The organism is Campylobacter sp. CFSAN122748, assembly GCF_045277125.1.
In the GTDB taxonomy this organism is placed as follows: domain Bacteria; phylum Campylobacterota; class Campylobacteria; order Campylobacterales; family Campylobacteraceae; genus Campylobacter_D; species Campylobacter_D jejuni.
Genome location: NZ_CP116953.1, coordinates 1,219,189 through 1,241,284 on the forward strand (window position 1 = coordinate 1,219,189; position 22,096 = coordinate 1,241,284).

Below are 22,096 nucleotides of genomic sequence, written 5' to 3' on the forward strand. Positions count from 1 at the left end.
ACTCAAGGATAAAAATGAAAAAAATACTCTTTATATGCTTAGGCAATATATGCCGTTCGCCTATGGCAGAATTTATCATGAAAGATCTTGTCAAAAAAGCAAATTTAGAAAAAGAATTTTTTATAAGCAGTGCTGGAACTTCAGGAGAACACGATGGAGAAGGTATGCACTATGGTACCAAAAACAAGCTTACTCAACTTAACATAGAACACAAAAACTTCACAAGCAAAAAACTCACTCAAAAGCTTTGCGATGAAAGCGATTTTTTAATCACCATGGACAATTCTAACTTCAAAAATGTTTTAAAAAACTTCACCAACACCCAAAACAAAGTTTTAAAAATCACTGATTTTAGCCCTAGTCTAAACTACGATGAAGTCCCTGATCCTTGGTATAGTGGGAATTTTGATGAAACTTATAAAATTTTATCCCTAGCTTGTAAAAATTTACTTGTTTTTTTATCAAAATAATTTAAAACAACTATATATTACTTCTTGTTTACTTTTTAGGCTTATACTTCTAAACGAACCGAAAAACATTCATAAGAAAAACTCCTTAAAATTACACGCCTAGCTTAAATCCCTTTAGCTAGGCTTTTCTTTAGATGTTTTTATCCTTCGGATTTAAAATTTTTACTATTTTAAGTGCTTCTTAAGAAAAAACTCCAAATTTATGTGCTACAATTACGATGTTTTATTAATTTTTGACAAGGAGAATTCTCATGAAACTAGTTAAACTTAGTTTAGTTGCAGCTCTTGCTGCAGGTGCTTTTTCAGCAGCTAACGCTACTCCACTTGAAGAAGCGATCAAAGATGTTGATGTATCAGGTGTATTAAGATACAGATACGATACAGGTAATTTTGATAAAAATTTCGTTAACAACTCAAATTTAAACAACAACAAACAAGATCACAAATATAGAGCACAAGTTAACTTCGGTGCTGCTATAGCTGATAACTTCAAAGCTTTCATTCAGTTTGACTACAACGCTGTTGATGGTGGCACTGGTGTTGATAACGTAACAAATGCCGAAAAAGGACTTTTTGTTCGTCAATTATACTTAACTTATACAAATGAAGATGTTGCTACAAGTGTAATCGCTGGTAAACAACAATTAAACCTTATCTGGACGGATAACGCTATTGATGGTTTAGTTGGCACAGGTGTTAAAGTAGTAAATAACAGCATCGATGGTTTAACTCTAGCTGCTTTTGCTGCAGATAGCTTCATGGCTGCAGAGCAAGGTGCAGATTTATTAGGACATAGTAATATTTCAACAACATCAAATCAAGTTCCTTTTAAAGTAGATTCAGTAGGAAATCTTTACGGTGCTGCTGCTGTAGGTTCTTATGATCTTGCTGGTGGACAATTCAACCCACAATTATGGTTAGCTTACTGGGATCAAGTAGCATTCTTCTATGCTGTAGATGCAGCTTATAGTACAACTATCTTTGATGGAATCAACTGGACACTTGAAGGTGCTTACTTAGGAAATAGCCTTGATAGCGAACTTGATGATCAAGCACACGCTAATGGCAATTTATTTGCTTTAAAAGGTAGCATTGAAGTAAATGGTTGGGATGCTAGCCTTGGTGGTTTATACTACGGTGATAAAGAAAAAGCTTCTACAGTTGTAATCGAAGATCAAGGTAATCTTGGTTCTTTGCTTGCAGGTGAGGAAATTTTCTATACTACTGGTTCAAGACTAAATGGTGATACTGGTAGAAATATCTTCGGTTATGTAACTGGTGGATATACTTTCAACGAAACAGTTCGCGTTGGTGCTGACTTCGTATATGGTGGAACAAAAACAGAAGCTGCTAATCATTTAGGTGGTGGTAAAAAACTTGAAGCTGTTGCAAGAGTAGATTACAAATACTCTCCAAAACTTAACTTCTCAGCATTCTATTCTTATGTGAACCTAGATCAAGGTGTAAACACTAATGAAAGTGCTGATCATAGCACTGTAAGACTTCAAGCTCTTTACAAATTCTAAGAAGCTTTCAAGTCTAACTTCAAGGCGGAATTTTGCTCCGCCTTTTTTTATGCCTGATTTTTAAAACTTAAATTTATATAAAAAATTTTCCCAAGCTAAAACGCTTTAGGAAAATTAAGACTTAAACCAATTAGTGATTTTTTCAAAAAGCCCTTTTTGCTCTTGATGCATACCATCTTTGATGCCAAAACTTTCACTTAGTTTTTCTAAAAGTTCTTTTTGTTCATCGTTTAAAGAAGTTGGGAATTTGATAGAAATTTGAACGATTTGATTTCCCATGCGAGAACTATGAACATCTTTTACCCCTTCTTTTTCAAGAACAAATCTTTGTCCATCTTTAGCACCCTTTGGTAAATTTAAGGTCGCTTCACCGCGTATGGTGGGTACTTTTATACTCTCTCCTAAGATAGCTTGAGTAAAAAACACTGGAAATTCTATATATATATCATCATCATCTCTGATAAAAGTATCATCTTCAGCGGCGATGATCTTAACATACATATCCCCTCTAGTACCATTTTTTAAGATATTACCTTTAGCATTGACACGAAGCTTCATACCTGTATCTACACCTTCTGGGATATTAAGCTCGACACTATCTTTGCTTTCATTATAACCCAAACCTTTACAATCACTACATTTTTCACTAGCTTTTTCTCCAATTCCTTGACAATCAGGGCAAGTTTGTGCAAAAGTGATAAAACCTTGAGAAACCCCAACCTGTCCTCTACCTTGACACTTTGGACAAGTTTGAAGCTTTCCATCTTTAGCCCCTGTTCCATTACAAGTTTTACAAGAGCATTTATAAGTAAAGTCTATATTTTTCTTACAACCAAAAACCGCTTCTTTAAAACTTAATTTTAAATTAACGATAAAATCTGAAGGGATTTTCTCATCATTTGAACTTTTTCTACGACGCGATGAGCCAAAGCCTTCTCCAAAAAAACTAGAAAATATATCTCCTAAATCCTCAAAACCACCAAAACCTGAGCTACTAGAACCAAATCCACCGCCTTTTAAAGCATCTTTTCCGTATCTATCATAAATAGCTCGCTTTTCATCATTGCTTAAAACTTCATAGGCTTCATTAACAAGCTTGAATTTATCTTCTGCTTCTTTATCACCTTGGTTTCTATCAGGATGATATTTTAAAGCCATTTTTCTATAGGCTTTTTTTATGGTTTCCTTATCAGCATTTTGCGTGATTTCAAGAATTTCATAATAACTTATTTCCACATTATTCCTTTAAAAAATTTAAAATTTTACTAGAATTTTAATTTTAAAAATTCAAAAATATAATTTTAGCAAAAATAAAATCAATAATTTATCAAATTTTAAATAAAATTATGTAAAGATTTTAAAGACTACATAAAAATTTACAAGGACACTAGAATGATTAATGTGTTGATGATAGAAGATGATCCTGACTTTGCACAATTATTATCTGAATATTTAGCGCAATTTAATATTAAAATCACAAATTTTGAAAATCCTAAAAGTGCTTTAAATGTGGGTATTCAAGGCTATGATTGTCTGATTTTAGATTTAACTTTACCTGGAATTGATGGTCTTGAAGTTTGTAGAGAAATCCGACAAAAAAGCAATATTCCTATTATCATCTCATCGGCTAGAGGTGACTTAAGCGATAAAGTTGTGGGGCTTCAAATCGGTGCTGATGATTATCTACCAAAGCCTTACGATCCAAAAGAAATGTATGCAAGGATTATGAGTCTTATTCGTCGCACAAAAAGAGTTGAACACACTAATAATGAAAATATTAACTCTGCTTTCAAAATTGATGAAAGAAGACATGAGATCACCTATGAAGATAAGGTTTTAACACTTACTCCTGCTGAATTTGAAATTTTAGAATACCTTATCCAACAACACGGATATAGTGTTTCAAGAGAACAGCTTGTAAGTCGCTGTAAAAATCTAAAAGATAAAGATTCTAAAAGCCTTGATGTTATCATCGGTCGCTTAAGGGTAAAAATAGGAGATAGTTCAAAATCTCCAAAACATATTTTTTCTGTTAGAGGTATAGGATATAAACTGATAGGATGACAAAAAATTATTCTATTCATACCAAACTGATTATTTTATTTATTGTTACTTTTTTCTTGGTTTGTGTGCTTTTTATCGTTCTTTTAAAAATAGAAAGGAATGCCTATAATGAAGAAGAAAGTTTAAAACAAGAAAATCTTATAAAAAATTTACTCATCTCCTATGAAAACACTTCAGGTGTTGAAATAGGAGCTTATCTTGGAAACAGCGGTTTTAACGCTATACAAAATCCCAATCTTGTAAAAGCTATAAGAAATAATGGACAATCACTTTTTAAAGCAGGCGGAGAGCTTTGTACTCTTTCTTCTTTAAAATATCATAGCAATCTTTATTTTGATGTTCAATGTAAAGATTTTGATGGCTTGTATGAAGAAAATACTAGTGATAGGGTTTATAATCTTTTATTGATAGGATTTTTCTCTTTTTCTTTGTTGGTTGTTTTTATGTATTTTTCTGTATTAAAATCCTTAGAACCTTTAAAAAAATTAAGAAGACAAGTTGCCGAAGTTGCAAATGGGGAACAACCTGATTTTCTAGACTATCAAGAAGATGAAGTAGGCAAGATCGCCTTTGAATTTCAAAAAGCTTTCAAGAAAAATCAAGAATTAATCCAATCAAGACAACTTTTCCTAAGAACAATCATGCATGAGTTAAAAACCCCTATAGGAAAAGGGAGAATCATTTCTGAAATGATCAAAGAAGACAGACAAAAAGAAAGACTTATCGCTATATTTTTACGCATGGATTCTTTGATCAATGAATTTGCCAAAATCGAAAATTTATTTTCAAAAAACTACAACTTACACTTTAAACCTAGTCGTTTTAGCACTATACTTGAAGAAGCTAAAGAACACCTTATGATAGATGATTTTAATAAAGTTGTAAAAGTCGATATAAGATATGACGCTTTAATCAATGTTGATATGGAAATTTTCTCTGTAATTTTAAAAAATCTTATCGATAATGCCTTAAAATACTCAAACAATGGCACTTGTGAGCTTTTTTGTTGTAAAGAATGTTTTACCATTAAAAATCCAGGCAAACCTTTAGCAGAACCTATAGAGCATTATCTTGAAGCTTTTACAAGAGAAAAACACAATCAAGTCAAAGGTATGGGACTAGGACTTTATATAGTTTCAGAGGTATGTAAACTGCATAATTTTGATTTGATTTATTTTTATGATGATGGAAAGCATTGCTTTAAAATTTTCTTTGGAGATAAAGAAAAATAATGGTAAAAGGCCTGGAAAAATTCAATGAACTTGTTGAAAGTTTTGCAAATTTACCTACCATAGGAAAAAAAACCGCCATAAGGCTTGCTTATCACCTTTGCATAAATAATCAAATCGATGGTATGAAACTCGCACACAATATAGAAAATGCTATCCGCTTTATAAAACCTTGTGAGCAATGCGGTGCTTTAAGCGAAAATGAGCTTTGCGAAATTTGTAGCGATGAAGAAAGAAATAAAAACATTTTATGTATAGTTGAAAGCCCAAAAGATATACTAACGCTCGAAGAGAGTCAAAGTTACAATGGGCTATATTTTGTTTTAGATGAGTTAAATGAAGAAAAACTTGAAAAACTAAAGCAAATCATACTTAAGCTAAATATCTCTGAGCTCATTTTTGCATTGACACATAGCATTAATTCTGATGCAACTATCTTTTTTATAGAAGATAAATTTAAAGGCTTAAACCTAACTTTTAGTAAAATCGCTCAAGGAATTCCAAGTGGTGTGAATTTAGAAAATGTGGATTTAATCTCTTTAAATAAAGCTATGAATTTTAGAACAAAAATTTAGTAATTTTTATAAGAAATATCAGCTAATTCTTGCAAAGAAAAATCCGCAATCTTTTCATAAGCAAAACCTTCCTTGCTTAAAAAATCAAGTAAAGTTTTTTCCATGATTTTAGCCCCTTGTATAAGCTCATCTGAAAGCTTAAAACTCATCGCTTCAATACGCTTTGGCACACAAGCTAAGATGTGTGTTTTAGGCAAATCTCCTGCAAGTTCCATGTATTGTAAGGTTTGAAGCATTTCTATTTCATGGGCGCTTCCACTCCAGCTAATTTTATTAGGCATAGCATCATAAGGAAAGAAAAATACATCTCCTATACTCGCACCTTGCGCTTCTATACAGTCTAAAACGATAAGTCTATCGTATCGAGCGATGATATAGCTAAGCTGCAAAGCCAAAGTTCCACCATCAACAAAATCTAAAGTAAATTCAGAATGAGTGAATTTGTAGTTTTTTTCAAGTTGTTTGCAAAGATGAACGCCTAAGCCTTCATCCGCAAACATGATATTACCTATTCCAAGGACTAAGAATTTCAATGCTTTTCTTCTTTTACAAATTTATATCCGCTAATAATAGCATCCATAGCACCATCTTTACCTTTTACTGCGTTAAAAATCGCCATGTAAATATGTACTGGCACAAAAATCATAATCACCCACATCAAAATTCTATGATAAGTTCTTACATCGGCCAAACCGCCCATTGCAGCTTCAAGCGGTCTTAAAATATGATATAAAAGCCCACCTAAGCCCTCATGGTAAGTATGAGTATAAAGAATAAGCCCTGTAAGAATGATACCTAACATCACAAGATAAAAGAAAAAATAAGTTACAAATTGCAAAGGATTATAAACCCCTTTTAAATGCGGATGTTTTCCTAAGAAAATGTAAAATTTTACTTGTTCTATCCATAATTTGATATTAAAAATATCCCATACACTTCTGCGTTCTTTTGCGCTTACCTTATCGCAGAAAAACAAATATACTTTAAAAATAATACAAGCGATTAAAACAAAACCCACCGCTTGATGTACTAAGCGGTATTTTGCTTGCATAAAATTTACGGGTTCACCGTTACTAATAGGGCTTTGGAACACATAGGAAAGATAATACCCTGTGCCAATAAGAATCACTATAGCAATAGCTCTTACCCAGTGCGTTAAACGCAAACCTATGCTAAATTCATATTCAGCTTTTCTTTGCAATTTTTCTTCTTTGTTTTGCATGAAAGCCTCCTTATAAATTGACATTCACTTTATATTCACTTAGATTATTGCCCTTAGTATCCATTACATGCACCGCACAAGCAATACAAGGATCATAAGAGTGAATTTTTCTAATGATTTCAAGTGGTTGTTTTACATCAGCGATTTTAAGTCCTATCAAACATTGCTCATAACTTCCACCTACGCCATTTGCGTCTTTTGGACTTGCATTCCAAGTAGAAGGCACCACAGCTTGCCAATTTTCAATAACACCATTTTTAATTCTACACCAATGGCTTAATGTTCCGCGTGGCACATGCCCCATATAGCGTCCTTTGTATTCTTTAGAATTATCGATCACATAAGGAGCACAAGTACTCTGGTCTACTTTTAAATTTTCAACTAAATTATTAAACGCTTTTAAAGCATTATTTGCAACGATTTTTGCTTCAATACAACGAGCAGCTGTTCTTCCAAGTGTACTAAATACAGCATTTAAAGGAAGTCCTGTTTCTTTTAAGAACTCATCTACTACAGGAACAACATTTTGATTACCTTTAGCATAATTTACAACGATATTTGCTAAAGGTCCTACTTGCATAGGGTTTCCTTCATAGCGTGGAGCTTTAATCCAGCTATATTTACCCTTAGTATCAAACACTTTAGAATGGACATTATTTCCATGATGATCTACGCTTTCTCCATCTACAAGTCCTGTATAATTTGGATTTGTTTTGCCATCATAAGGATGTAAAGGTTCATTGTCTGCATACCAAGAATGAGTTGCCTCTTCAGTAATCTTATCTTCTTCTACTTCATAAACCTTGCTTAAATCTCCATTTTTGATAATACCACTTTCAAAAAGCCATTCATCTCTTCCGATTTGGAATTCTTTAAAGGTATAAAGATTATTTACCCCTATATCATTTAAAACACTTGCTTCATGTGCATAAGCTTTTCCTGCCATCACAAGATCAGGATAATACGCACGATTAACAAAGTCTTGCACTTCTTGGAATTTAACCATATATTCACCCATTCTTGCAGGATCGAGTAAATCCATAACGCAAGTTACACCACCAACGGTTAAGCTTTGTGGATGTGGATTTTTAGCTCCAAAAATCGCCATACATTGAGCAATGATTCTTTGAATTCTTAAACATTCTAGATAGTGAGAAAGAACGATTAAATTTTGCTCAGGACTTAAACGATAAGTTGGATGACCATAGTACGCATTAGCAAAAGGTCCTAAATTTCCTTTATCTACAAAAGTTTTAAGTCTTTGTTGCACTTCAAGAAGTTTATCCGCACCTGTTGCATAAGGATTTGAAGTGTATTTAAAAGCTTCATCGCTTGCTTTTTTAACATCAGCACTTAAAGCACTTACCACATCAGCCCAATCAAGCCCATGAAGTTGATAAAAATGCACAATATGATCGTGTAAAAATAAAGCCGCATTCATTAAAGTTCTTGTTAAAAGCGCATTTAAAGGCGGAGTAATACCTAAAGCATTTTCAACAGCAACTATACCTGCTTTATAATGTGAAAAAGTACAAACTCCGCAAATTCTTTGCGTCATAAAACCCGCATCTCTTGGATCACGCCCTTTTACTATGGTTTCAATACCACGCCACAAAGTAGAGCCCGCATAAGCTTCTTTTACCACATTGTTATCATCAACAACAACTTCAACTCTTAAATGCCCTTCAATTCTTGTAATAGGATCTACGATTATTTTTTGACTCATTTTTATTCCTTATCTTTTTGCATGGAAGATATAACTGCGTGTGCTGCTATAGCAACGCCTGTGAGTGTAAGCACACCTATACCGATTTTATCTGAAACACTATCCGCACCCAAACCAAAAACAGTATCAAATTTACGACTAGCCATAGGCTCTTCAAAAGGTCCCATAGTATCCCAAAAATTAGGCTCAGAACAACCTATACAACCATGCCCTGCTTGAATAGGCCAAGAAGTGTGCTGGTTAAATCTCTCTCTTGAGCAGTTATTAAAAGTATAAGGTCCTTTACAACCTACTTTATAAAGACAAAAACCTTGTTTTGCTCCTTCATCTCCAAAAGCATGTACAAATTCACCCGCATCAAAATGTCCGCGTCTTTCACAAAGATCATGAATTCTTAAACCATAAGCCCATTTTGGTCTATTATACACATCAAGTGCTGGTAACTCACCAAATAATAAATAATGAAGCACATTACCCACTATATTTTTTTCACTTGGAGGACAACCTGGAACATTGATCACAGTTTTACTTGTTACTTTGCTTAAAGGCTGCGCGTTGCTAGGATTTGGTCTTGCAGCTTGAATTCCTCCAAAGCTAGAACAGGTTCCTATAGCAAAAATCGCCAAAGCATTTTCACTTGCCATTTTTGAAAGCTCATAGCCTGTTTTTCCATGTGCACCTATGGTTAAAAAATGCTCCGTATCACCCATAGGGATACCACCTTCAACCATTAAAATGTATTTATTTTTATGCTTTTGAATGGCACTTTCTAAATTTTCTTCAGCTTGCCAACCTGCTGCAGCCATCACTGTTTCGTGATATTCTAAAGAAATATAATCAAAAATCAAACTATCAATCGTTGGAGTATCACTTCTTAACAAACTCTCACTACAGCCTGTACACTCAGCCATATGAAGCCACACAACAGGAAGCCTATCAGCAAGCTCAGCAGCTTTTGCCACCATAGGAGTAAAACTCGCTGGCAAAGCCAAAAATGCCGTCATAGCACCTGCCCATTTCATAAAATCCCTTCTAGAAAAACCTGACTTTTCTAATGCTTTTGTAATACTATCATTGTCTTTCAAAGAAGGAAGCTTTTCAAGAGTCGATAAACGCGACTCTATTTGATGATAATCAATCATTATATTTCCTTTACAACATGAAATTTATTCTCTATAATAATAAAATAAAGGAAGTTAAAATAAAGTTAAAAACTTACTATCATAAGCAAATATTAGCATCACTCTTAATTAAAGCTTAATCATAAGCCTTTTTTAAGTTTGCGAATCAAAAATCTTGCAGGATGAATAGCGTGGATGTATTTTTTTTCTAAACACAAGGGTTCATTATTTATCAATGCACACAAATACCTTGCCGCTAAAACACTTGTACTAAAACCCCTTGACCCATGAGCAAAATTAAAATACAAATTACAAGACATTTTAGCTGGTTTTTGCTCCTTATTTTTTGTCCATAATAAAGCTTTATATTCTTCTTTATAAAACGCTTCATCATAAGCATTTCCAACTATCATAAAGCGATCACTCGAATAAGATCTAAAACCTACTTTAGAACCTATGATTTCTAATTTTGTATTTTTATCCATAAAATCGGCTATATTTTCTATATTTTGTTTATCATCTTCTTCTTTTGATTCTAAACTTGCATTAAGCCTATCATAACTTGCACCAATTACTTGCAAATCATCTTTTACAGGGCAAATATAAGCCTTAGAAGATAAAGCAAATGGGGTATCTAAAAAAGGTTTTAGATGTGTAACTTGACCTCTTACTTTGCTTAATTTCATCTCATCATAAAAAACAAAGTCTTTTGCATCTGCACCCATAGCATAAATCAAAACCGCATAATCACTTTTAACAACATCATTTTTAAATTTTAAACTAAAACACCCATTTTCAAATTTATAAGCTTGAAATTCATGATTAAAATATATACAAGCTTTGCTTTTTTCAAAAAGATTTTTAACCAATTTTTTTGGAAAAATCACTCCACCCTCTTCTAAAAAAGCTTGATTTTTTGAAATTTTAAACAAAACATTTTCTCTTTGCGTGTCAAATCTTTCTTGCATTAAATCATTATGTGCAAACTCCACCACACCCTTAAATTCTAAATCTAAAATTTGTCTATAAAAACGACTTGCTTCTATAAAAGAAAGCTCTGAAAACTCCCCTAAATTTACCTTAGGCTTTAAGATTAAAGAGCTTAAAATTCCACTTTCATTTCCACTTGCACCCTTGCCTAATTCTAAATGTTTTTCAAAAATATCTATTTCAAAACCTCTTAAACTAAGCTCATAAGCTAAAACAGCACTTGATATACCTGCACCAATAATAGCTACTTTTTTATTTTTTAAAGATGAAAATGTTCTTGAAAAATACGCTTCTTTGTCTTTAAACTCAAGCTCATTTTCCAAATAAGCTTTAATCATTTCTCTTTTTCTAAAACCTTTGGTTTTTTCTACTCTAAAGCCATATTTTTTTAAATTTTTTTGCAAAAAACTTGCCGAAGAAAAGGTGCAAATTTGTGTATTTTTTTTAGAAAGCCTTGCCACTTCAAAGATTAAATTTTCATCAAACATTTGCGAGTTTTTATTTGGAGAAAATCCATCTAAATACCAAACATCAGCTTTAAAATTCAATTCTTTTAAAACAGCTATATCTTCAAAAACAAGATCTAAAAAACAATCTTCAAAATAAAAACGATAAATTCCTTCTTTAGCCTTAGGATAAAATTTTAAAAATTGTTCTAAAAGCTCTTTAAACTCTTCATAAAATTCTAGTTTTTGATAAATTTCTCTTAATTGTTCTTTTTCGATATAAAAAGCTTCTACGCTAATATAAAAAAGTTTTTTAGGACGCTTAGAAGGGGTAGTTTCTAAAAGGCGTTTCAAAGTAAGAAAAAAATTTAAACCTATACCAAAACCACTCTCTGCGATAATAAAATTTTCTTGATTTTTCCATTCAAAAGAATGAGTGTAAACAAATTTGCTTTCATTTAAGCCATCTTTGGAATTAAAATAAAAATCATCAAAATCCAAAGAAAAAGGAGTATTATCCTTAAAAATTAGCTTAGCTTTTTTCATCGGTTGTTATAAAAATAACTCTCAACTCCATCGGCAATACCCTTAACCAATAAATCTTGAAAAGCTTTATTGGCGATTCTTTTGCCTTCATTTGGATGTGTAATATAGCCAATTTCAATCAAAATTGCAGGCATTTGCGCACCTACTAAAACCCAAAAAGGTGCTTCTCTTACACCGCCATCTACAATTTTATACTTTTTGCGTGTTTGAGTGAGTATATTTTTTTGTACATCAATGGCTAGTTTATTTGAAGCAACGATTTTTTCACGATTTAAGAAATTTAAAATACTTTGTTTTGAGAAATAATTAATCTCTTCAAAATCCCCTTGATTTTCTTTTTCTGCTGCCTTTTTACTTCTTTCGCTTCTTGCAGGACTTAAAAAGAAAGTTTCCACGCCTTCGCTACTTTTGGCTTTTGTGGCATTTGGTGCTGCGTTAGCATGTATAGAAATAAACAAATCCGCTCTTTTATCATTGGCATATTTGGTTCTATCACGAAGATTGATAAATTTATCCGAACTTCTAGTATAAAGCACTTTATAACCGCGTTTTTTAAGTTCATTTCCAAGTTTTAAAGCCGTACTTAAAACTATATCTTTTTCTTTTAAACTTCCTTTTTTATCACTTAAAGCACCGCTATCTTTTCCACCATGCCCCGCATCGATAACCACAAGCTTTCCTGATTTGTAATTTGTATTTAAAGTTTTACTAGAACTTTGAGTTGCTTTTTTGTTTGCATTTTGATTTGTAGTTTGTATATAAAAACCTAAAGTGAGATTATTATTATCCAACTCCTTTAAAAGTTTAAATTCTTTAGGAGCACTCAAAACCACACGAACGGTTTTTGGATTGTATTGAGTAACTGTAATCACATTTTGTCCAAAAGTAAAGCTTTTTCTATTACCTTCTAACACACCCTTAAAACTTACAACATATCGGAATTTTTGATCTTTGGTATCAAATACTGCTATTTCTTTTTCATCTAAATCATCGCTTAAATTTAACACCACAGCATTAGAAATTTTATCCACATCTAAAATATATAAAGGTTTTTGATTTTCTTTTTCATTATTGGTTTTTTTATCTTGTTTTTTTGTTTCTAAAACTTTGGTTTTAATTTCTGTTTTTTGATCTTGCTTTTTCTCTGAAATTTTACTAATTTGCTCAGTCTTTTTTTGACTAGTAGTTTCTTTTGAAAAAATTATTTTTTCTTCTTTAAAAGATATATCAATAGGAATTTTTTCTTTAGCATAAACCACTATGCGTATGGTTTTGGGATTAAATTGTGAAATCACTAAACGATAGTCATCAAATTTAAACTCTTTTTTACCCCCTTCTAAAACCCCATCAAAATCACTAATAAAACGATAGTTTCCTTTTTCGTCTAAAGCAAAACTTTTTAATTGATCCTTATCCAAATCTGCATTTAGTTCAAACTCTACACCTTGGTTTGTTTTACTTGACTTTAAAACATAAATTTTATCATCGCTTTTTGCTTTAGAAACGATACTGCTCTTTGGTGCTTGCGAAGTTTTAGAATTTGTTTTTTCTGTATTTTTTATTTGTTCGTTAGATGATTTTTTTTCATTTTTTTGAACTGTTTTTATAGGTTCAAAAGTTGTTTTTTCAGTGTCTTGAGAAATATTTTGAACCTTAATATCTTTAATAACAGCCTTTCTTAAAGCATTAATACTTGCTTCACTTATACCACTTTCTTTTAACTCATTAGCATATGACTTGTCATCTAAATTTAAAGTATTTGAACTGATGATCAATCTTTTTAAAATTTCAATTTTAGTTTTTTCATCTTCATGAATAACACTTTGTATATAAAGGCTTTTGAGCTGATGGTGAAATTTTACTTGCACTTCACTTTTAGAACCGATAAAATTTTTATCAAAATTTGCAAGTTCATTTTCATAAGCTCCAAAAAGAGTTGTGAAAGCAAATACTAAAAATACAAAAATTTTAGCCATTATTCACCATTAACCAATTTTTCCATAAGTTCTTTAACACTGATAAGCTTATCTAAACGATATCCATTTGCACCTGTAAAGAAAAGTCCTGTTTCTTTTTTGCCTGACCACGCATCAAAAAGCCTATCTGCTATACAATACCCTACTTTAGTCGCCTCTTTTCCACGTCCACAAGGCGCTACACAATTGCTTATACAATTAATCTTTGGACCCATTCTTTTATCTACCAAATTTAAAAGATTGGTTCTAACTCCACGAGCAGGATAGCCCACAGGAGATTTAATAAGCTCTATATCTTCTTCTTTAGAAGCTAGCAAAACGCTTTTAAACTCTTCACTCGCATCACATTCAAAAGTTCCTATGAAACGCGTTCCCATTTGAACACCACTAGCCCCTAAAGAAATAGCATTTTCTATATCTTTTTTATCCCAAATTCCACCTGCAGCAATCACGGGAAAAGACCCCCAATTTTTAGCCTCTTCTACCACAGGAGCGATTAATTTTTCTAGCTGATAATTTGGATCTAAGCACTGCTCATAAGTAAAACCTTGATGACCTCCACTTTTTGGCCCTTCTAAAACCACTGCATCAGGCAAGCGATTGTAACGGCTTTGCCATCTTTTGCAAATAATTTTTAAAGCCTTTGCAGATGAAATGATAGGCACTAAAGCCACATCAGGAAAATCTGCAGTAAATTCAGGTAAATTTGTAGGAAGTCCAGCACCTGAAACAATCACATTAAAACCAACCTCACAAGCATCGCGTGCTATTCTTGCATAATCATTACTTGCACATAAGATATTACACCCCAAAGGTGCATCGCCACAAACTTTTCTTGCATTATTAATCAAAGCTTGCAAACCCTTGCGTGAGTAAAAATTTTCACTTCCATAAGGCTTAGCGTTTAATTCTTTACTTGCATACTTTCTTTCTTCATAATATCCTGTTCCCACAGAAGAAATAATCCCAAGTCCACCATTTAAAGAAACTGCAGAAGCTAATCTATCCCAGCTTATGCCTAGTCCCATTCCCCCTTGAAAAATGGGATATTTTATAGTATGTTTTCCTATTTGTAAGGGTTGTAAATTCATTCTTTTACCTTTAATTTTGCAAATTTTCTTTTACCTATTTGTAAGATGTATTCTCCTTGTTCCAAATACATTTGCTCGTCGCTAACTTTTTGAGAATTTACACTTACTGCATTAGCACTGATGCTTCTTCTTGCCGCAGAAGTAGAACTTTCCAAACCACATTCAACCAAAGCCTTAGCAAGCCAAATTTTTCCTTGTATTTCAAACTCAGCCATATCACTTGGCAAAGCATTTTGAGAATGAATTCTATCAAATTCAGACTTAGCATTATTAGCCTCTTCTTTGGAGTGAAAACGCTCTGTAATCTCTAAAGCTAAATTTTCTTTAGCTTTTTTAGGATGTAAATTGCTTTGTTCTATATCTTTTTTTATTTGCGCAATTTCTTCTAGACTTTTTTGACTTAAAAGTTCATAATATCTAAACATCAATTCATCACTAATACTTAAAATTTTAGCATACATATCATTAGCTTTTTCTGTAACACCAATGTAATTATTTAAACTCTTACTCATTTTGTTTACACCGTCTAAACCTTCGAGTAAAGGCATCATAATCACAGCTTGTTCTTTTCCTATGTTATAAACTCTTTGAAGCTGTCTTCCCATCAAAAGATTAAATTTTTGATCCGTTCCACCCATTTCAATATCGCTTTTTAAAGCCACACTATCATATCCTTGAAGTAAAGGATACAAAAACTCACAAATCGAAATAGGACTTTGCTCTTTAAATCTCTTGGTAAAATCGTCACGCTCAAGCATTCTAGCTACACTAAAAGTTGAAGTAAGCTCTACTATACCCGCAGCTCCAAGTTCATTAAGCCAAGTAGAATTAAACTTAATCTGTGTTTTTTCTTTATCCAAAACCTTAAAAACCTGCGTTTCATAAGTTTTAGCATTGATTAAAACTTGCTCTTTATCCAGCTTTTTACGCGTTGCACTTTTTCCACTTGGATCGCCAATTTGTCCTGTAAAATCTCCAATCAAAAACTGCACAATAGCTCCATGTTTTTGCAAAAAAGCCATTTTTGTTAAAACCACGCTATGACCTAAATGTAAATCAGGCGCTGTAGGATCAAACCCCGCCTTTATAAAGAAATTTTCACCCTTTTCATAATAATTTTTAATTAATTTTTCTATTCTTTCTTCATCAATAAGCTCTGCACAACCACGCTTAACTTCTGCTAATATTTTTTTTATATCCATAATAAACCTTTTTAACCTTCTTTATAAGCATCATTTAAAGATGTAAAATCTAAAATTTTACAACGAGATTTTAACCTATCCTTGACACTATCTGGATTGATATTATCAGGAATTTCCATTGTAATCTCAAAATAATCTACCGCCGAATTTAAATCACTTGATAAATTAATTGTTAATAAATTTATCTGCATTTTAGCTAAAAATGCCAAAAATTCCGCTAAAACACCTTTTTTATTTTCCAAAGAAAAAATCAATTTATAAGATTTAGGGATGTTAGAATCCCATTTTATAAATACCATATCTTGATTATTATCTATCATTTTATCAGCTCTATCGCAAAGCTTATGATGGACAATAGCGTTACCACCTTTAACAAAAGCTAAAACAGCATCACCTCTTTTTGGATGGCAGCAAAAATCAAAATCCACATTAGCGATTTTATGGTTACAATATAGAGTAAAATTTCCTATTTTTTGTTCTTTAATCTCATATTTATCAAACCAATATGACTTCTTGGCGTATTTTTTAAGACCATTAACTATATCTTTCAAATAGGCACTATCTGTTGCTACTTGTCTAATACGTCTGGCTAAATTTTCTTTTTCTATCCAAGTTTCAATTCTGTTTTTATCAACTCCAAAAATAAAACTTAACATATTAATAGAGCTTGCTAAATTAATCTCTCTGATTTTTTGCTTACAAAATTCCCTTATACTTGCTTTTGCTTTTCCTGTTTTAACACTATCTATCCAAGAACAGCGATAAAATTTATCATTGCTAGTAACCACTCGCACAATATCGCCATTTTTAAGCTCGGTTAACAAAGGCACTTTAATACGATTTACATAAGCACTTTTTGCATGAAGCCCTACTTTGGTATGCACTTCATAAGCAAAATCAAGAACCGTTGCACCACGAGGCAAAGTGAAAATTTCTCCCTTAGGAGAATAAACTGCGACATCTTCAACATAAAGACTATCTTTAGCATATTCATAAAGTTCAATAGCATTATAATCTTCTGCATTTTCAAGATTGTTTATACTTTGCATTGAAATATCTGTAAGCCAATCAAGACGAGGCGCAACCACACTGCCATCTTCTTTATATTTCCAATGCGCTGCTATACCAAATTCCGCAATTTTATGCATATCAAAAGTTCGAATTTGTGCTTCTATAATACTTTTAGCATCAAAAAGTGTGGTATGTATGGTTTGATAACCATTTTGTTTAGGCAAGGCTATATAATCCTTAAAACGCGAAACCAAGGGATTAAAATGTGTATGTAAAATTCCTAAAGCTAAATAACAATCACTTACTTTTTCAACCAAAATTCTTACCCCAAGCAAATCAAGAACTTCTTCAATACCAATGCCTTTTCTTTGCATTTTAAGATAAATAGAATAGCTATGTTTAATGCGTTTTTGAATTTCAAAACTACCTTGTCTAAAGCCATTGCTCAAAAATAAAAGTTCGATTTTGGAAATAAATTCATTTAAACCTAATTGCATTTCTTGATTATTGGAGTTGATATAATTGTCAATAAGCTTATACTCATCTGGCATAAGATATTTAAAACTAAGATCTTCCAAATAATTTTTTATGCTTGAAATACCAAGTCTATGGGCTATTGGGGCATATACAACTAAAGTTTCTTCGCTGATTCTTTTTTGCTTATCTTCTCTTAGAATATCAAGAGTAAGCATATTATGCAGCCTATCACATAACTTCACAATCAAAACCCCAACATCTTCAATGCTTGCTAAAAGCATATTTCTGAAAGTCAAGGCTGATTTAGTTAAACTTTTTTTAGATTTTGATGAAATGAGATTATCTTCTCTAATTTCTATAATTTTAGTAAGCCCTAAAACAAGTTTTAAAACCTCAGAACCAAACTGCTCTCTAAGTTCTTCTTTAGTACAGTTTGTATCTTCGATCACATCATGCAATAAAGCAGCTAAAATATTGCTTTTATTTTCACTTAAAAATCCAACCAGTGTTGCTACTAAAATAGGATGTACCGCATAAGGCTCTCCACTTTTTCTAAACTGCCCTTCATGGCAAAATATACAGTAATCTACCGCTTTTTCAAGAATGGCATCATGGCCACAAATTTCGAAAAGCAAAACCTTAGCAGCTTCTAAATCTTTACAATTTTTTACATTATCGATTAATTGTTCAAGCAATAATTCTTCATCGATTGGTTTCAACTAAACCCTCTAAAGTGATTTTATTTTCTGCAATTTCATATAAAGCTATATCTGCAAGTTTATTTTTATTTTTATCAAAGTCTACCAAAGGGGTTGCTCCATTTGCCAATTGTTCCGCTCTTTTTGCTACCACTAAAGAAAGGCGATATCTATCATTACCCATTTTTTCCAAAGCTTTTGCCGCTACTTCTTCTATTCTTTTATCCATAATTTTCTCCTTAATTATTTTTAACGGTTGAACAAAGGCTAGTATCACCTTGTATGATTTTAAGTAAATTACCCTCTTCAAACATATTACAAACCACAATAGGAAGTTTGTTATCTTTAGCTAAAGCTATAGCTGTATCATCCATCACTTTAATATTATCTTGCATAGCCTCATCATAACTCAAAGTATTTAAAAATACTGCATCATCAAATTGTTTTGGATCTTTATCATAAACTCCATTAACTTTTGTAGCTTTTATTACCATATCTGCATCAATTTCCACAGCTCTTAAAATAGCTGTTGTATCCGTAGTAAAATAAGGGTTTCCAGTACCTGCAGCAAAAACCACAACACGACCCTTTTCTAAGTGTCTTTGCGCTCTTCTCATAATATAAGTTTCACAAAATGCTTCCATCTGAATGGCGCTTTGAACCCTAACTTCAAGTCCAGAGCTTTCCAAAGCTTCTTGTATAGCAATAGCATTGATAACCGTAGCAAGCATCCCCATATGATCTCCACTTGTCCTTTTAATCAATCCGCCCTTAGCAGCACTTACTCCGCGAATAATATTACCACCGCCTATAACTATGCCTACTTCTATTTGATTTTTTATAAGTTCTTTAATCTCTGAAGCTATGAATTTTAAAATAGAATTTTCTATACCAAAGCCATTTTCACCTGCTAAAGCCTCTCCTGAAAATTTTACTAAAACTCTTTTTCTCTCTTGCATTATTTCTCCTTATTTAACTTGAAATTATATTTTAAATTCCATTAAATTTAGCTAATTTAAGCTAATGAGTTCCAAAGGATTGATATGAAAATTTTTTTGAGTTACTTCAAAAGTAAGATCATTTTTTATTCTACCCACTACGGCACCTTTTTTAATATTCTTACCAACTTTAATATTAGGAGCAATCTTATCTAAATGTGCGTATATTGTATGTATGCCATTATCATGTTCAACAATAACAACTCGAGCTAGCATACTAGTATCTTTAGCAAAAACTATTTTTCCATCTAGCACATTTTTAACAACTGCATCGCTTTTATTGCTTCTTAAAACTACATTCTCGTTAAAAATTTTAAGATTGTAAACAGGATCAACATAATTTCCAAATTTTTGCTTCACAGTAAAAGAATCCAATGGAGCTATGGTTTTTTTTCCTGTGTAACGCTTGACTGAACTTCCTTGATAGCTTGAACCTAATTGTCTTATTTTTTGATTATTTTTTACTATTTTAGTATCATTTTTGTTTAAATTTGCACCTTCTTTATTATTAATAATTTTTAATTGATTTAATGTTTTTCTAAGCTCTTCTTGCTGAGCTTGTAAGTCATCGAGTTTTTTTGCATATATGGTTCGATCTGTTTTTTGTTTATTAATTTCGCTAATTTGTTTTTGTTTTAAACTTTGAAGCTTGACTAATTGAGCGTTGTAATCCTTAAGACTATCATTGATTTTCTTAATCTGAGCTTGTTTATCATCAATAAGTCTGCTTACTCCCTCATAATCTTTAGAAATTTTAAAAATTTCTTCATTTAAAACTTTGTTTAAACTCCCTAAAATTTCAAAAGCCACAAAACTTTCTTCACTTTCGATATAGCCTTGAGGAATAGGTAAATCATAGGCAAAATCTTTAGCCATCAAAGATATAAGCTTACTTTCCATATTTGATTTACTTTTAAGCAAATCTTCATTTTGGCTTGTAAGGGTGTTTAACTCTTGATTTTGAGCCTTAGCACTTGCTTCAAGCTTAGAAGTTTGTGAATTTAAGCTTTCAATTTGCAAACTTAGATCTTTCAAACTTTTTTCACCATTTAAAATATCGCTAGCCAAATCTTCAAGTTTTTTATTTAACTGTTCTTGTATGCGTTTATTTTCTTCTAAACTTTTTGTTTTTTCATTTATAGCGTTTGCTAAACTTATATCAACAAACAAAAAAAAACAAAAAAAGATAAGAATATTTTTTCTCATCTTTTAACCTTAAACATAACCGTATTTACACACAACAAGCAAATAAACAAAGTAGCTAAAAAAATTAAAGTCAAATGTAAAATAAAATTAATAGGTGGAAAAATAATATCTACAGCCTTTAAACTTTCTTGGATAATAGAAAGATCAAAAATTTGGGTAAAAAAGGCAAGTAAAATAACAAAAGCAATAAAACAATCAACCACAACCACCTTATAAAGCATAAAAGATCTAAACCAAAACGGAGCTCCAAATAAACACATAATTTCAATACGATCGGTATGTTCATAAAGCCAAATTCTCATCTGTTTTAAAAACAAAACAAAGGCAAGTAAAATAATGATAAACAAAAATAACCAAAAAACAAATTTCATCAAAATAAGCAAAGAGTATATCTTATCATGGGTTTTGGAAAAAGTTTCAACCTTACTAACACCTACAATATTTAAAAGTTGATTTTTAATCGAATTTAGTTCATTTTGATCGGGTAAAGAATTTAATTTTAAAGTATAAAATTTTGGCAGAGAATCTTTTAAAACTTTCAAATTCTTTTCAGAAACATCATTTTTCAAACGATCAATTAAATCCTTAGGATCTAAAGATTCAAGTCCAGCAAAAAATGGTACTTTTGTTTTTACTACATTCTGATCAAGTTCAGTTTTGCTGACAACTATAATATTATAATCTTTATTAACAAGTTCTTCATAATGCTTTAAAGTTGCATTTGTAATCAAAATAAATTCAAAAGCAAACATCATAAAAAGTAAAGGTAAAATTAAAGATAAATGTGTTTTAAAAAATTTCATTCATTTTTCCATTTTCTATATTAAAACGACGATAATCCACTCTTAAATTACTAGGAATTCTATGTGTTACCACTATAACACAAGTTCCTAAAAGCTCTCTAGCAGACTTTAAAAGAGTCCATATAATATCAGAAGAATACTCGTCCAAATTTCCCGTTGGCTCATCGCAAAGCAAAAGCTTTGGATTATGAGCTAAAGCCCTAGCCATAGCGACGCGTTGTTGCTCACCACCGCTAAGTTGATTAGGCAATTTATCTGCTTTAAAAGTTAAATTTACATGCTTTAAAAGCTTAGTAGCTTGATCATGGCATACTTTTTTGCTATAACCTTTAATCATTAAAGGCAACATAACATTTTTTTCAACACTATATTCTTGTACAAGTTTATAATCTTGAAAAATAATCCCTATTCTTTGACGCAATTTTAAAAGTTCTAAATTTCCAATTTTATTCATCAAAGATCCACATACTTCAAGTTTACCAGAAATAGGTTCTAAATCTCCATAAAAAGACTTTAAAAGCGTACTCTTACCACTCCCACTTTTACCCGTAATAAAAACAAAATCATCATCCTTAAAAGCAAAACTTGCTTCTTTAATAACTAATTCATCATAACCTAAAGTAAGTTTATTTGCTTGGATTAAATTAGGCATCCTTTTTCCTTAATTTCCCTTTTTAAATTTTTAAATTATGCTTTATTTTTGCTTAATTTTCAAGAAA

Annotated in this window: 20 protein-coding genes; 5 read left to right on the forward strand and 15 right to left on the reverse strand. The window is 31.7% G+C overall.

Annotation, left to right across the window (positions count from 1 at the left end; translation table 11 throughout):
• Positions 1-14 precede the first annotated feature (14 nt).
• The gene (locus OT390_RS06405) at positions 15-470 is read left to right on the forward strand and encodes a low molecular weight protein-tyrosine-phosphatase (RefSeq protein WP_002858269.1); all 456 of its coding nucleotides are present in this window, start codon (positions 15-17) and stop codon (positions 468-470) included.
• A gap of 251 nt (positions 471-721) precedes the next feature.
• On the forward strand, positions 722-1,996 hold the full coding sequence (locus OT390_RS06410; RefSeq protein WP_052792722.1) for a major outer membrane protein: 1,275 nt from the start codon (positions 722-724) through the stop codon (positions 1,994-1,996).
• Between the two features lie 114 nt (positions 1,997-2,110).
• Here the strand turns inward: OT390_RS06410 and dnaJ are convergent, their stop codons facing one another.
• A complete protein-coding gene (dnaJ, locus tag OT390_RS06415) occupies positions 2,111-3,232 on the reverse strand; it encodes a molecular chaperone DnaJ (RefSeq protein WP_002853203.1) in 1,122 nt (373 codons plus the stop codon).
• A 156-nt stretch (positions 3,233-3,388) separates the two neighbouring features.
• On the opposite strand from dnaJ, the gene OT390_RS06420 reads away from it, so the two are divergent.
• Genes OT390_RS06420 through recR form a run of 3 tightly spaced genes read left to right on the forward strand, consistent with a single transcriptional unit; the run spans position 3,389 to position 5,864 of the window.
• Positions 3,389-4,060 carry a response regulator transcription factor gene (locus OT390_RS06420; RefSeq protein ID WP_002853168.1) on the forward strand — a complete coding sequence of 224 codons (672 nt, stop codon included), beginning with the start codon at positions 3,389-3,391 and terminating at the stop codon, positions 4,058-4,060.
• Complete coding sequence (locus tag OT390_RS06425; protein ID WP_032587236.1) at positions 4,057-5,292, forward strand: ArsS family sensor histidine kinase; 1,236 nt, start codon at positions 4,057-4,059, stop codon at positions 5,290-5,292. Before OT390_RS06420 ends, OT390_RS06425 begins: the two co-directional genes overlap by 4 nt.
• Positions 5,292-5,864: a recombination mediator RecR gene (gene recR, locus OT390_RS06430; RefSeq protein WP_002853446.1), complete on the forward strand. Its 573-nt coding sequence runs from the start codon at positions 5,292-5,294 to the stop codon at positions 5,862-5,864. The genes OT390_RS06425 and recR overlap by 1 nt, the downstream gene beginning before the upstream one ends.
• On the opposite strand, the gene OT390_RS06435 is transcribed toward recR, so the two are convergent.
• The 14 genes from OT390_RS06435 to OT390_RS06500 form a co-directional block, all read right to left on the reverse strand.
• The gene (locus tag OT390_RS06435) at positions 5,861-6,397 is read right to left on the reverse strand and encodes a HyaD/HybD family hydrogenase maturation endopeptidase (protein WP_002859319.1); all 537 of its coding nucleotides are present in this window, start codon (positions 6,395-6,397) and stop codon (positions 5,861-5,863) included. The genes recR and OT390_RS06435 overlap by 4 nt on opposite strands.
• Entirely contained in the window at positions 6,394-7,086 is a 693-nt protein-coding gene (gene cybH / locus OT390_RS06440) for a Ni/Fe-hydrogenase, b-type cytochrome subunit (protein WP_002855770.1), read from the reverse strand. The genes OT390_RS06435 and cybH overlap by 4 nt, the downstream gene beginning before the upstream one ends.
• Positions 7,087-7,096: 10 nt before the next feature.
• Positions 7,097-8,812: a nickel-dependent hydrogenase large subunit gene (locus OT390_RS06445; protein ID WP_002859321.1), complete on the reverse strand. Its 1,716-nt coding sequence runs from the start codon at positions 8,810-8,812 to the stop codon at positions 7,097-7,099.
• Between the two features lie 2 nt (positions 8,813-8,814).
• Positions 8,815-9,954, reverse strand: a complete 1,140-nt coding sequence (locus tag OT390_RS06450) for a hydrogenase small subunit (RefSeq protein ID WP_002860472.1) — start codon at positions 9,952-9,954, stop codon at positions 8,815-8,817.
• 119 nt (positions 9,955-10,073) lie between these two features.
• Entirely contained in the window at positions 10,074-11,915 is a 1,842-nt protein-coding gene (gene mnmC, locus OT390_RS06455; protein WP_394535910.1) for a bifunctional tRNA (5-methylaminomethyl-2-thiouridine)(34)-methyltransferase MnmD/FAD-dependent 5-carboxymethylaminomethyl-2-thiouridine(34) oxidoreductase MnmC, read from the reverse strand.
• A complete protein-coding gene (locus OT390_RS06460; protein WP_406611468.1) occupies positions 11,912-13,891 on the reverse strand; it encodes an N-acetylmuramoyl-L-alanine amidase in 1,980 nt (659 codons plus the stop codon). The genes mnmC and OT390_RS06460 overlap by 4 nt, the downstream gene beginning before the upstream one ends.
• Positions 13,891-14,982: a nitronate monooxygenase gene (locus tag OT390_RS06465; protein ID WP_002857924.1), complete on the reverse strand. Its 1,092-nt coding sequence runs from the start codon at positions 14,980-14,982 to the stop codon at positions 13,891-13,893. Before OT390_RS06465 ends, OT390_RS06460 begins: the two co-directional genes overlap by 1 nt.
• A complete protein-coding gene (gene tyrS / locus OT390_RS06470) occupies positions 14,979-16,184 on the reverse strand; it encodes a tyrosine--tRNA ligase (protein WP_002859323.1) in 1,206 nt (401 codons plus the stop codon). Before tyrS ends, OT390_RS06465 begins: the two co-directional genes overlap by 4 nt.
• An 11-nt stretch (positions 16,185-16,195) precedes the next feature.
• Positions 16,196-18,391, reverse strand: coding sequence for a bifunctional (p)ppGpp synthetase/guanosine-3',5'-bis(diphosphate) 3'-pyrophosphohydrolase (locus OT390_RS06475; RefSeq protein ID WP_038401541.1), 2,196 nt, complete (start codon positions 18,389-18,391; stop codon positions 16,196-16,198).
• On the reverse strand, positions 18,375-18,599 hold the full coding sequence (locus OT390_RS06480) for a DNA-directed RNA polymerase subunit omega (protein ID WP_002853464.1): 225 nt from the start codon (positions 18,597-18,599) through the stop codon (positions 18,375-18,377). The genes OT390_RS06475 and OT390_RS06480 overlap by 17 nt, the downstream gene beginning before the upstream one ends.
• A gap of 10 nt (positions 18,600-18,609) precedes the next feature.
• Complete coding sequence (gene pyrH / locus OT390_RS06485) at positions 18,610-19,329, reverse strand: UMP kinase (RefSeq protein WP_002858454.1); 720 nt, start codon at positions 19,327-19,329, stop codon at positions 18,610-18,612.
• A gap of 51 nt (positions 19,330-19,380) precedes the next feature.
• Positions 19,381-20,574, reverse strand: coding sequence for a murein hydrolase activator EnvC (locus OT390_RS06490; protein WP_032592484.1), 1,194 nt, complete (start codon positions 20,572-20,574; stop codon positions 19,381-19,383).
• Positions 20,571-21,377 carry an FtsX-like permease family protein gene (locus tag OT390_RS06495; protein ID WP_002853622.1) on the reverse strand — a complete coding sequence of 269 codons (807 nt, stop codon included), beginning with the start codon at positions 21,375-21,377 and terminating at the stop codon, positions 20,571-20,573. The genes OT390_RS06490 and OT390_RS06495 overlap by 4 nt, the downstream gene beginning before the upstream one ends.
• Positions 21,364-22,029, reverse strand: a complete 666-nt coding sequence (locus tag OT390_RS06500) for a cell division ATP-binding protein FtsE (protein WP_002853534.1) — start codon at positions 22,027-22,029, stop codon at positions 21,364-21,366. Before OT390_RS06500 ends, OT390_RS06495 begins: the two co-directional genes overlap by 14 nt.
• Positions 22,030-22,096 lie beyond the last annotated feature (67 nt).